Below are 14,198 nucleotides of genomic sequence, written 5' to 3'. Positions count from 1 at the left end.
ATGGACGTTCGCCGCTTCGCCTTCCTCGCCCGCCAGCCTTCCGCCCGCCTGCAGACGCGCGAGCACTTCTGCGGCCTGCCCAAACGTGGACTGGCGCTGCTGCTGGCCAACGTCATGTTCTGGCAACCGTTGTGGGCCCAGGCTGCCGACGGCGTTGCGGTCAGTGCACCGGGCACCAGCCTCGGCCAGGCGGGCAACGGCGTGCCGATCGTCAACATCGCCGCACCCAACGGCAACGGCCTGTCGCACAACCAGTTCAGCGACTACAACGTCGGCCAGCAGGGCCTGATTCTCAACAACGCCACCGAGCGTACCCAGGCCACGCAACTGGGCGGCATCATCCTCGGCAACCCCAACCTGCAAGGGGCAGCCGCCAGCACCATCCTCAACGAAGTCAACGGCGCCAACCCCAGCCAACTGCGCGGCTATACCGAAGTGGCGGGGCAGTCGGCCCGCGTCATCGTCGCCAACTCGCATGGCATCACCTGTAACGGCTGCGGCTTCATCAATACACCGCAGGTGACCCTGAGCACCGGCAAACCCGTGATCGACAACGGCCAGTTGAGCCGTTATCAGGTCGATCAGGGCAGCGTGACCATCGAAGGCGCAGGGCTCAATGCCGGCAACGTCGACCGTTTCGAGATCATCACCCGCAGCGCCAAAGTCAACGCCGAGATCCAGGCGCGCCAGCTGGCGATCATCGCCGGGCGCAACGACGTCGATGCCCAGACCCTCGCCGCGACGGCGCGGGCCGACGACGGCAGCGCCAAGCCGCAGTTAGCCATCGACTCCAGCGCCTTGGGTGGCATGTACGCCGGGGCTATCAAGCTGGTGGGGACCGAGGCGGGGGTCGGGGTGAAGCTGGATGGCCAGCTTGCTGCCAGTGGTGGCGATATCCAACTCGACGCCAATGGCCAGTTGCGCATCGGCCAGGCCAGCGCCGCAGGCGATATGCGGGTGTCCGCCAGCGGCATTGATGCGCAGGGGGCCTTGCATGCCGGACGTGATTTGCAACTGGACAGCCGCTCAGACCTGGCCAACCGCCACAGCCTGACCGCCACCAGGCAACTCAAGCTGTCGGCCGCCGGTCAGTTGAGCAACCGTGGCCTGATTCAGGCAGGGGTGCTGGCCGATGGCAGCCAGACCGCCGACGGCGACTTGACCATCGCTGCTGGCGCGCTCGACAACCAGGGTCACAGCATCACTGCCAGCCGCGACTTGAGCGTGGAGGTGGTTGGCGCACTGGACAACAGCGGTGCGAACCTTGGCGCCGGGAGGGACCTGCGGCTCAAGGCAGGTACGCTGGACAATCGTCAGCAAGGCAAGGTGTTGAGCAGTAGGCGTATGACGCTCGAGGGTGGTCAATTGCTCAACGGCGGGGGAGGACGGATCACCAGCCAGGGTGCACTTAACGCCGCATGGGCGCAGTTGGACAACCAGAGTGGCGAACTCTCCAGCCTGGATGTGGTAACGCTGAACCTGGGCGGGCTGGACAACCGTGGTGGGCGCGTTCTGGCAGCCAGTGGCCTGGCCCTGAGCAGTTCGGGCAACGTCGATAACCGCGGCGGCCGCATCACCAGTCAGGCCGCACTCGACCTTGCAGCCAGTCGCCTGGACAACAGCCAGGACGGCCAGGTCAGCGGCAACGGCGCGGTCGGCGTCAATGTCGGCCGGCTCGATCAGCAGGGCGGGCGCCTGACCAGCCTGACCGAGCTGACGCTGGACCTCAACCATGGCCAACTGGACAACCGTGATGGGCTGATCAGCGCCCGTCAGTTGCAATTGCGCCAGCTCGCCGACGTTGATAACCGAGCTGGGGAAATCTCCAGCCAGCGGGCATTCGAACTGGTGGCCCGAGGTTTCGATAACAGTGCCGGCCAGCTGTACAGCGAACAGGCACTGGATGTACGTCTGGATCGGTTGTTCAGCAACCAGGACGGCCTGGTGTCGGGCAATGGCCTGACCCTGCAAGCCCTGGCCCTGGACAACCAGCGCGGCACCGTGACCAGCGATGCAGGCCTGGTGGTGAGTGCAGGCGCGGCCATCGATAACCGCCAAGGTGAGATTTCCAGTGCAGGTACCACGCAGGTTCATGCAGACACTCTCGATAATCGCGGCGGCGTGCTCACCGCTTCCGACACCTTGCAACTGACCCTTGCCCAGGCGCTGGACAACCAGCAAGGCGTACTGGCCAGCGGCAAGGCCATGAGCCTCCAGGCCGCCAGTATCGACAACCGGGGGCAGGGCGAGGTCCTCAGCGACGGCAGCTTGCAGGTCAAGGTCGCAGGGTTGCTCGACAACCAGGGGCAGGGGCTGTTCAGCGGCAAGCAGGTGATGAGCATCGACGCCGGCCAACTGGATAACCGTGGCGGCCGTCTGAGCGGCAAGGACCTGCTGACCCTGCGCGGCGAGCGTTGGGACAATCGGGGCGGCAGGATCGATGCGTTGGGCGCCCTGGCGCTGACGCTGGGGGCCCTCGACAACAGCGACCAGGGATTGATCAGTGGCCAGGCCGCCGTGAGCTACAGCGGCCGCGAGTTGCTCAATCGCCTGGGTGTGTTCGGTGCGGTCGGCCCGTTGCAACTGCAGGTCGAACATCTGGACAACAGCTCTGGACGCTTATCCACCTCCGGCGACCTGGATGCCCGTGTCGAACGCCTGGAGCAACAGGCTGGCACGCTCATGGCCCAGGGTAACCTGACCCTGCGCGGCGCCAGCCTGGACAACCGCCAGGGCGGTGTAGTGGCTGCCGGGCAGGACCTGCGTCTGTTCGTGGAAAGCGTCGACAGCCGTGCGGGCGAACTGTCCTCGACCCGTGCCTTGACCCTCGAAGGCCAGCGCCTGGACAACAGCGCCGGCAAGGTGCTGGCCGGTACCGACCTGTCGCTGAAGGTCGCGCAGGTGATCAACCAGACACAGGGCCTGTTGCGTGGCGACGGCCAGCTTGTGCTCGAAGGCCAGGTGCTGGACAACCAGGGTGGACGTCTGTCGGGTGAGCGCGGTACGCGCCTGCAACTGGAGCAGGCGCTGGACAACCGCCAGGGCCTGATCACCAGCGAAGGCGATCTGGACATCAGCGCTGCCACCCTGGACAACCGTGCCGGCCGCCTGACCAGTGCCGGTGCGCTTGCCCTGATCAGCCAAGGCGAGCTGCTCAACCAGGGCGGTTCGCTGACCACCGAGGGGGCGCTGACCCTGCGCAGTGCGAGCCTGGACAACCGCAGTGGCGAGATCGGCGCGCAAGGCGCCATCGACCTGTCCACCGGTACCCTGGACAACCGCGATGGTGCACGCCTGCTGGGCAATGACCGCCTGGGTATTCGCGCCGGACAGGTATACAACGGCAGCGCCAGCCGCATTGCCAGCGAGCGAGACCTGCAACTGAGCGCCAGCGGTCTCGATCAGCAGGGCGGGCAACTGTTCAGCAAGACCGCGCTGACCCTCGACCTGAACGGCGGTACGTTGCTCAACCACGGCCTGATCAATGCGCCGCTGCTGGTGTTGAACAACCTTGCCGAGGTAGACAACCAGCAAGGCGAGATCTCCAGCGCCCAGGCCTTCACCGTGGCGACCAATTCCCTCGACAACACCCAGGGCAAGCTCATCAGCCAGCAGTCTCTGACCCTGCGTATCGCCCAGGCCCTGGCGAACGTCAAGGGCCTGATAGCCGTCAACGGCCTGGACGCAAGCGCCACGGCCCTGGACAACCGCGAAGGCCTGCTCAGCAGCCGCGGCGAGCTGCTGCTGAACATCGCCCAGCGCATCGACAACCGCCAGGGCACCCTGGTGGGCGATGTGGCCGGCCAACTCACCGCGCAAACCCTGGACAACACCCAAGGCACCCTGTCGAGCAAGGGCCAGTTGCTGGTGCAGGCCGGGCAGTTGCTCAATAACGGTGGCTCGCTGATCGGCCTGGGGCAGGTGCGCCTGCAAGGCACGCAACTGGACAACCGCCAGCAGGGCCTGATCGGCAGCAACGGCGCGCTGACCTTGGCGGTCGACGAGGTCGACAACCGTGGTGGCGAGATCACCAGCAAGGCGGCCATGAATCTGGTCGGCGAGCGGCTGGACAACAGTGATGCGGGCCTGCTGGTGGCCGGTAGCAGCCTGACCCTGGCGCTGCAGCACCTGCTCAACCGCACCCAGGGCCGTATCGAAGCACAGACAGGCCTGACCCTCGATGGCCAGAGCCTGGACAACGATGGCGGTCGCCTGAGCAGCCAGAAAGACATGACGCTGACCCTGAGCGGCCAGATGCTCAACCGTCTTGGGCTGATCAGCGCCGAAGATCAGATGGCGCTCACCGCCCAGGGGCTGGACAACAGCCGTGGCAGCCTGAGCAGTGCAGCTGCCTTGCAGGTGAGTACCCGTGGTGCGCTGCTCAACAATCGTGGTGAGTTGCTGACCGACGGCGACCTGGTGCTGACAAGCGCCAGCCTCGACAACACTGATCAGGGCGTACTCGCCAGCAAGGGCGCATTGAACATCGTCACTGGCCAGTTCGACAACAGCCGCCAGGGCAGCGTCAGCAGCAACCGCACCCTCGACATCCGCGCCGGGCAACTGAGCAATGCTGCTGGCGGCCGCCTCGGTAGCCACGAGACCCTGACCGCGAAGGTCAGCGGCCTCGACCAGCAGGGCGGCAAGTTGTTTAGCGACAGCGCCGTGCACCTGGACCTCGGCCAAGGGCATCTGGACAACCGCGGCGGGCTGATCAATGCCCCGCAACTGCTGCTCGAAAACCTGAATACCGTCGATAACCGTGGCGGTGAGATCTCCAGTGCCCAGGCCCTTGCCATCAATGCCCGTCAGTTGGACAACGGCGACGGTCGGCTGCTGAGCAACCAGGCGTTGCTGTTGCGAGTCGGGCAACGGCTGGACAACCTCAAGGGGCTGATCGCCGGGCAGACCCTCGATGCCCGTGCCGGCCTGTTGGACAACAGTGGCGGGATTCTGCGCAGCCTTGGCACGTTGAAGCTGGACGTCGATGGACAACTGAGCAATCGCGACAAAGGCCTGATCGAGGCACAGGACGCACTCACCCTCGCCAGCACCGGCCTGGACAACGCCCGCGGCACTCTGCTCGGGCGCGCCATCGGCGTTGACCTGCGCGGCGCGGACCTGGACAACGGTGCCGGCCTGATCACCACCGCCGGTCCTTTGACCTTGGCCAACCTGCGCAAGCTGGCCAACCAGGGCGGAGAGATCTCCACGGCCCAGGCGCTGCAACTGGTGACCGGTGAACTGGACAACCGCGCCGGCAAACTGATCAGCGAGCAGGTACTGGAACTTGGCAGCGCGGTGATCGACAACCGAGCTGGGCTGGTGTCGGGCTGGCAGGGCCTGACGATCAGCGGCCAGAGCCTGGACAACCGCGAGCAGGGCACGCTTTCCAGCCGTGCCGGCTCGGTGCAGGCGACCTTCACCGGCGCCCTGCTCAACAGCAGCGGCGGGGCAGTGGTGGCCCAGCAGCGCCTGGATGTCGCCGCCGACAGCCTGGACAACAGCGCCAAAGGCATACTCTCGAGCGGGGCGGGGCAGCGTCTTGCAGTGACAGGTGCGCTGGCCAACCAGGAGGGTGGGCTGATCGATGCTGCAGGTGAACTGCAGATCGATGCGCAGTCGCTGGACAATCGCGACGCCAGCGTCAGTGCCAGGCAAGGCCTCGGCCTGGTCGGCACACGCCTGGACAACAGCAACGGCAGCCTGATCGCTCAAGGGCAACTGACGCTCGACCTGCTGGGTGAGCTGCTCAACCATCAAGGCAAGCTCGCCAGCGGCGGCGATCTGCTGCTGAAACGCGCCGGGCAGGTCGATAACCGAGGTGGTCAGATCGCCAGCCAAGGCGTGCTGACGGCGCTGGCGAATGGTTTCGACAACAGCCAGCAAGGCACCCTGGCGGCTACGGGGCGTCTCTCGCTGCGCAGTGGCACTACGCTCGACAACAGCGGTGACGGGCTGATCTACAGCCAGCAGGGCGACCTGGATCTGCACGCGCAAGACCTTCGCAACCGCGCCGGTACGTTGCAGGCAGAAGGTGCGGTGAAGCTCGCCGTCAACGACGAACTGGACAACCAGGGCGGCAAGGTCATTGCCCAGCAAGGCGCTGTGGAGGTAGCTGCAGCTACCCTCGACAACCGTGGCGGTACGCTGGCCAGCCTCGAACAAGCCCTGAGCGTGACGACCACTGGTGTGTTGCGCAATGGTCGTGACGATGCGGGACGGGGCGGTATTGTTCAGGCCCTGCGCCTGAATCTGCAGAGCGCGAGCCTGGACAACCAGGGCGGGCGTATTGCCGCGCTGAACGGCGACGCCTTGTTGCGTGCCGGTCAGTTGGACAACCGCGCCGGTGGCGTGTCTGCCAGCGGCCTGCTCAAGGTGTCGGGAACCGGCCTGCTCAACGGTGGCAGCGCACGTGGGGAGATGGTCGGCCAGCGCGTCGAGCTGACCCTGGACGGTGCCTTGGACAACCGCCAAGGCATCATCGAAAGTACCAGCGCACTGCAGATCAGCGCGGCCAGCCTGGACAACCAGGGTGGCCAGTTGCGTGCGCTGGGCACGACCGGCAACAGCCGGTTCGCCATTGGCGGCCTGTTCGACAACCGTGCCGGCGTGGTCGAGGTCGGCAACAGCGATCTGATCCTCGATGCCGGCATGCTGCAGAACGTCGCCGGCAAGGTGGTGCATGCCGGTACCGGTACCTTCGATATCGACATGGCCAACCTCACGCGTGCCGGTGGCGACCTGCAGACCCGCGGTGGCCTGACCCTGACCGCCGACAGCTGGACCAACGCCAGCGCGATCCAGGCCGGGCGTCTGACCCTGAACATCAATCACCTGACCCAGAGCGCCGGCGGCCAACTGCTGGCCTTCGACAGCCTGGTGGGCAACGGGGCGGACTGGAGCAACGCCGGGCTGATTGCCAGCGACGGCAGCCTCAGCCTGAACCTGTCGGGCACCTACAGCGGCGAAGGCCGTGTCAGCAGCATGGGTACCTTGGGCCTGAGCGCGGCGCAGATGAGCCTGGGCGCCAACGCCAGCGTGGCAGGTGTCGGCAACACCACGGTCAACGTTGCGGGCTTGCTCAACAACCAGGGGCGCCTGACCTCGGCGGCTGATCTGCTGGTCAACGCCGGTAGCCTGAACAACCTTGGCACGCTGGGCAGCAACCAGCTGGTGCGCGTCAACGCCGCCAACCTGCGCAACGACCACGGCCTGCTGTTCAGCGGTGCCGACATGCAGCTTTACAGCGACAGCCTGAGCAACTTCTACGGGGATGTGTACAGCCTCGGCGGGCTGACCGTGGCGCGGGATGCAGCGGGGAGCCGGGCGAGTGTCCTCGAAAACATTTCGGGGAGCCTGGAAAGCGCCGGTGACATGCGCCTGAATGCCGGTGTCGTCGATAACAAGAAAGAGTTCATCAGGACGTCCAAACAACTGGTCTCGGGTGCAATCGGCATGCGTACGACCGGACGAGCCACAGGCCACTTCGTGCTCCAGGAGTCCTACCAGACAACGCTTGCCGAGCATGCCCCTGCAGCGAACATTCGAGCCGGACGTGATCTGGTGATCAACGGTGCAACGCTGAACAACGAGAACTCCGTCATCAGCGCGCAGCGCGATCTGTATGCCAACTTCGACAACATCAACAATATCGGTACCAGTTTTGGCACCGAGGATACCCTCAGGGCCTTTGATCCCGGTCGAGCCGGTTCGCAGTTCTTGACCGAGATGTATCGATACAACGCGGCCAATGATCCTGGCTACTTCATGTCGGAGGTCAGGAACGCCTGGACGAGAGGGGTTTTCGGCAACGTTCGAGTCTGGGATCTCAACTGGAACGAGTCCACTGCCACGCCAAACATCACCAGTTCGCCACAAAACGAACGCTCGATGCATCTGGCCTGGATGAACGTCTGGCTGTGGAACAGCGGTCTTACCTTTGCTACGCCGACGCCAGCTTATGATCAGGGCGTACGGGTGCCCTTACCTGATGCGGTGCGCAATGCAACGTTCCTGGAGTCGCGCACGATCGTCAAACCTGGTCAGGGCGGCGCGATCAACGCGGTTATCCAGGCTGGTGGCCGTGTGCAACTCAATGCGGCGCAGAACCTGACCAACAGCGTGGTACAGCAAGGCCAGCCAGTCGATGCCCCAACGGGCAAGGCATTCGATCCGAAGCTGCCAACCTCTGCCAACCCGGTGGTCATCACCCTTCACGGTCAGTTACCTCCCGACCTGGCACGCCAGCAGGTCAACCCGTTGTCCCTGGGCGACTTCACCCTGCCCACCGGCCAGAATGGTCTGTTCCGCCTCAGCGGCCAGGGTGGCGGCAGCCAAAGCAGCTCCGCCGAAGGCTGGAGCCTGGGCGGCGCCGACCTTTCCGTGCAAGGGCGCCAGGCCACGGCGCCAGGCAGTCAGCCCGGTGCACTACAGACGGTCGCTGCCAACACTTGGGTGCCGGGCAGCCAGCAGATCGAGCGTATTGCCCACCAGGGCGGCCCGCTGGGTGGCAACGCTAGCGCCATTGGCGTCTACGCCCCCGGTGACGGCGCGGTGGACACCTCCGTGCCCCAGCGCCATGGCGGTGCCGAAGGCCGCGAATTGACCGGTGTGGGCACGCTGGGTATCGACACCCGGCTGACGGTGCCGGGCGTCACCCGCATTCCCTCCAGCCAGTTCGTCGGCAAACCGCAGAAGTACCTGATCGAGACCAACCCGGCACTCACTGACCTCAAGCAGTTCATGAGCTCTGACTACCTGCTCGGCAACCTCGGTTATGACCCTGACCAGAGCTGGAAGCGCCTGGGCGACGGCCTGTACGAGCAGCGCCTGATACAGCAGGCGGTGGTCGCCCGTACCGGGCAGCAGTTCATCGACGGCCAGAACAACGGCGAGCAGTTGTTCAAGTACCTGATGGACAACGCCATCCGCAGCAAGGATGCCCTCGGCCTTAACCTGGGCGTTGGTCTTAGCGCAGCCCAGGTGGCGGCGCTGACCCATGACATCGTGTGGATGGAAACCCACGAGGTCAACGGCGAGCAGGTGCTGGTACCGGTGCTGTACCTGGCGCAGGCCGACAACCGCCTGGCACCTACCGGTGCGTTGATCGCCGGCCAGGACGTCACGTTGATCGCCGGTGAGAACCTGGTCAACGCCGGCACCCTCAAGGCCAGCCAGAACCTCTCCGCCACGGCAGGCAAGGACCTGGTCAACAGCGGCCTGATCCAGGCCGGTGGTCGGCTTGATCTGTTGGCCGGCAACAACTTGGTCAACAGCGCCGCAGGCATCATCGCCGGGCGTGACGTCAGCCTGACCGCGGTCAATGGCGACATCATCAACCAGCGCGACCAGACCCGCCACACCATGACGTATGGCGGCATCAGCAACCAGCGCGACTACCTCGACAATGCCGCTCGCATCGAGGCCGGTAACTCGCTGAGCCTCAAGGCCGGTCAGGACGTCAAGAACATCGGTAGCGTGATCAGCAGCGCTGGCGACCTGTCGATCAACGCCGGACGCGACGTCAGCCTGGTCGCCGTCGAGCAGCGCCAGGGCCTTGCCAGTGGCTCGGTACGCAACAGCAGCGTCCAGCAGCACGGTGCGACCCTCGAAGCCGGGCGTGACCTGAACATCGCTGCCGGACGCGACATCAGCGCCGTGGCCAGCCGCATCGAGGCCGGGCGCGACATCGCGATGGCCGCCACCGGTGACTTGACCCTGACCTCTGCGGCCGACGAGAGCCATACCTTCAGCCGCAGCAAGAAGGTCACCCAGTCGACCGACCGGATCACCCAGGTGTCCACCGAGGTCAAGGCCGGTGGAGATATCGCGCTTGCCGCTGGCCAGGACATGGCCATCATCGCCAGCCAGGTCAAGGGCGCAGGGGATATCGAGCTCGGCGCTACCCGCGACCTGACCATCGCCTCCGACCAGGACGAAAGCGCGTCCTATTACCTGAAAAAGAGCAAGGGCTCGTTCGGGCGCAGCAGTTCGACGCAGAAGGAGAGCTACCACAGCACCAACGTTGCCTCGGTCATCGAGGCCGGTGGCGATCTGACCGTCAACGTCAGCAAGACCGCCAGTGGTGGCATCGCCCTGGATGGCGGCCGCGACGTCACCGTGGTCGGCAGCCAGCTCAAGGCCGGCGGCGACCTGATGCTCGGTGCCGGCGGCGATGTGGCGGTGCTCTCGGGCGTCGAGGAGCACGGCGAGTTCAGCAAGAAGACCAAGTCCGGTTTCCTGGGCTTGTCCAAGAGCGGCAAGAGCCAGCTGACCACCACGGCCACTCAGGTCGGCAGCGAACTGGCCGCGGGCAACGACCTGGTGATCGCCGCGGGCAGCGATGTGCGTTTGCGCGCCAGCGAGGCCAACGCTGGCAAGGATGTCGAGCTGCGTGCCGGCTTGCTCGACAAGGACGGCGACATCGACCTGCTTGCCGCCAACGACACCGCCTACAGCCATTCGGAGCAGTATCGGAAGAAGACCGGCCTGTCGGCGTCCGGCGGGTTTGTTTCCGTGGCTTCGGCGAAGAAGGCCGGGCAGGAGGCGCAGAGCAGCACCAGCGTTGGCAGCCAGGTGCTGGCCGAACAGGATGCGAGCCTGCGTGCCGAGCGCGATATCAATGTGATCGGCAGTGGTGTCTCCGCCGGGCGTAACGTCAGCCTCAACGCCGGGCGCGACGTCAATGTGGCCGCGGCGCAGAACAGCCACAGCGAGCAGCAGTGGTCGACCAGCAAGCGCACCGGGATCGGTGTGTCCGGCAACGATAACGGCGTGAGCCTGTTCGTCGGTGCCGAACAGGCCAAGGCCCGCGATCGCCTCGAGCAGCAGCTCGCGGCGGCCAGCCAGATCAAGGCCGGGCAGGACCTGGATATCACCGCGAAGCGCGATATCAACCAGACCGGCTCTGACCTCGCGGCCAACCACGACATCAGCCTCGACGCCGGTCGCGACATCAACATCGATGCCGCTCGCGAGCGGCAACTGATCGAGCACCAGCGCGAGCTTGCGCGTAACGGCCTTGGCGTGAGCGTCAATCACAACTTCGGCAGCACCAAGGATGCCGTCGATAACGCAGGCAAAGGCGAGAACGCCGTCAGCCAGGTCTCCGGCGTGCTGCGTGCGGTCGATTCGGTCAGCCAGTTCTTCGCCGGCCCGACCGCCGACGTCAAGCTCGGCAACAGCAAGCAGAGCAGCAGCGAGCAGCGGGTGGAGCAGGGCAACCGTGCATCGAGCCTGGATGCTGGCAACGACCTGAAGCTCAACGCTGGCAACGACGTCAGCATCAAGGGTGGCCAGCTGCAGGCCGGTCGGGACATCGCCATCAGTGGCCGCGACATCGATATCGACGTGGCCAAGGGCAGCGTCAGCCAGGAAAGTCAGCAACGCGAGAGCTGGAGTGGCATCCACGGTGGGACCAGCGGCGGCTTCAAGGTCGGCGTGGGTGGCAGCTATGGGGTGGCCGATCAGGACAGCGTCCAGGGTGGCTCCACTGCCAGTCAGTTGAGCGCCGGGCGCGACGTCAAGCTCGATGCACGCAACGATGTGAACATCGTCGGCAGCCAGGTGAACGCCGGACGCGATATCGCTATCGCGGCGGGCAACGATGTGAACATCCGCTCGGCGCAGAACGACAGCGAAAGCCAGAACACCCGCCACAACGGCGGTGGCGAAGTCGGCCTCGGCTTTGGCGGTGGCAAGGTCGGTCTCTACGCCAGCGTGAACATCGGCAAGGGCGACCTGCAACGCGAGGGCCAGCAGCAACAGCAGGCTTACCTCTACGCCGGCGACCAGCTCAAGTTCACCAGTGGCAAGGACACCACCATCGCGGGTGCGCAGTTGCGCGGCGACGAGGTGATCGGCCGTGTCGGTGGCGACCTCAAGGTGGCCTCGGTCACCGACACCGGCAAGGTCCAGGGCAAGGAGTACGACCTCAGTGCGACGGTCTCGGGCGGGGTTGGCGTCAGCGTCAGTGGCTCGGTCGGCGCTGGCAAGACCACCGGCAAGACCGACTGGGTCCAGGAGCAGACCCGCGTCACCGCTGGCAACAAGGTCGATATCCGTACCGAGCGACACACCCAGCTCGATGGTGCCGTGATCGCTGCCGACAATGGCAACCTCAAGCTTGATACCGGCACCCTGGGCTTCAGCGACATTGCCGGCAAGGACAAGGAGCACGGTTACTACCTGAATGCCGGCGGTACCTGGAGCAGCGGCGGTGGCGGGGCCCAGCAGGATGCCAGCCAGGTTGGCAAGGGCGACCAGGGCAGCAACGGCTGGAGTGTCAGTGGCTGGAAGTACGACAAGGATCGCGAGCAGATCGTGCGGGCCACGGTGGGCCAGGGCGACATCGTGGTGCGCGGTGATGCTGGTTCCGAGAAGGACTCGACAGCCGGGCTGAATCGGGATCTGGACAAGGCGTACGAGATTACCCGGGACCGGGAATCGCGTACGGATTTGTATGTCACGCAGAGTTCGCTCAGAGACGTTGCCAACCCAGCACAGACGCTCGCGAAATGGAAGGTTGACCTCCAGACCTATGGTGCGAGTACGACCTTTACAGCGCAACGTGTGCTGGAAATGGTGGTGTCGCTTCAGTCGGTTGCTTCGGGTGAGTCTCCTGCCTCCGTTGCCAGGGGAATGGAGCAGAACGAGCAATACCGGCTCGAGGTTTTGGAGTTCGCCAAGAACTTCGTGCGGGTGGGAAGTGCGGATGCCGAGCTGCGAGAGCGTGGTATCGACGCAATGTTGTCGGCGTTGAATGTCCGGCATGACACAGAGGAGACAGCGCTGGTCCGACAAAAGCTCAATGAGCTGTCGGCCCAATCTCCCGAGGCGGCGCAACAAATGGTCAACGCGTTGCTGACACTGGGACGCGCCGATCCTCTGCAGCGGAACTTGATTGCGGTCCCTATTGCTGCAGAAACGGTGGTTGCATTAGGTGCTGCGACAGCGGTCTATCTCGCAACGCCGAATTCGGACGAAGCGCTGCAGAAAGCGGCTGAGTCACTTGAGGCGTCGCTGAAGGCGATCGGCAAGGACTCTGCTGAGCAGTTCGAACAGTCGATGGATCTGTTCCTCTTGCTCAACGGGCGTTGGCGAGGCGGGTTCCCGATCAAGGCATTCGAGAGTAAGCCGAGGTATGAGAACCCTGCGGTGCAAGAGGATGGCACTCATCCTGCCAGCGGGGGGTACACAGGCGTTGGTCCGGGCGAAAATGTCACGCATACTGGCGGTAATCAGCTCGATGGGCAGCCGGGGAGGGAGATCTACGTCACTCCTGGGCATCAGCTGAATCCGGGTGTTGTTTATTCGGAGGGCGCTGGAGACGGCGGTGCAGGTGCAAAAGCTACTGGGCCGGTAGGAAAGCCTCTGGTTTCGAAGGGGTCAGAGGTAACCCCTGAGATTATTCAAAAAGCATTGCAGGGTGATCCTGCTATTAGTGCGCAAGGCGCTGTGTCATTACCTGCGGTGCAAAGATATGTTGATCGAATTCTTAAGGGTGATGTTGCTCCGGCGATTAAGATGGACGGCAATGTAATCGTTGATGGGAATCATCGTTATATAGCAGCAAAAATATTAGGTCGAAATCCAGATGTGACACCTGGGGCCTTATCTCCTAACAAAGTCGGTCAAACCAAACCAGTGTCTGAGCTGAAAGTGGATCAAGTAGATTGGGGGAACAGGTGATAACTATTGCTTTCGAAACTGGCGCAGAGTTGGAATTGCCCTTGACTAGTTTTGCTAAGTCAAATTTAAGAGGGCTAGAATTGCATCGTGCGATTTTTGACGGTTTAGATCTAACAGAGGCTGATTTCACAGGTTCAAACTTAAGGAATGCCTCTTTTAATTGTTCTCTGTTGAATGGTGCTGTGCTGAGTGGTTCGGCATTAATGAATGCAAGTTTTATTAATGCGAAGATGAGTTGTGTCCATCTTCTAGATGTCGTCGCGGCTTATGCGGATTTTTCAGGGGCGGATCTTTCAATGGCTAATTTAAAAAATGCGGATGTTGGTGGCTCTAGTTTTGTAAATTCCAATTTACGAGGTGTTAATTTCGACGTAAAAAGAATAGATGGTGCTATTTTTTTAGGTGCAATATATAATGATAAAACAATCTGGCCTAAAGGTTTTGCTCCAGAAGGCTCTGGTGCGGTTAGGGTTTCAGATTAATAATGCCGTTGCGTGAGTGATTTT

At 63.6% G+C, this 14,198-nt stretch carries 2 protein-coding genes; both read left to right on the top strand.

What is annotated here, in order from left to right; all coding sequences use genetic code 11:
• Positions 1 to 13,692 carry a hemagglutinin repeat-containing protein gene (locus AB688_RS26865; RefSeq protein ID WP_063545307.1) on the top strand — a complete coding sequence of 4,564 codons (13,692 nt, stop codon included), beginning with the start codon at positions 1 to 3 and terminating at the stop codon, positions 13,690 to 13,692.
• Positions 13,689 to 14,174, top strand: a complete 486-nt coding sequence (locus tag AB688_RS26380; protein ID WP_081255341.1) for a pentapeptide repeat-containing protein — start codon at positions 13,689 to 13,691, stop codon at positions 14,172 to 14,174. Before AB688_RS26865 ends, AB688_RS26380 begins: the two co-directional genes overlap by 4 nt.
• The last annotated feature ends 24 nt before the right edge of the window (positions 14,175 to 14,198 follow it).

Source organism: Pseudomonas putida (genome assembly GCF_001636055.1).
In the GTDB taxonomy this organism is placed as follows: Bacteria; Pseudomonadota; Gammaproteobacteria; order Pseudomonadales; family Pseudomonadaceae; genus Aquipseudomonas; species Aquipseudomonas machongensis.
This window is presented reverse-complemented; position numbering and strand designations above follow the sequence as displayed.

What these genes read in the sequence shown, in the direction of transcription:
- AB688_RS26865 (WP_063545307.1), top strand. Translation starts at nt 1, where the DNA reads ATGGACGTTCGCCGCTTCGCCTTCCTCGCCCGCCAGCCTTCCGCCCGC.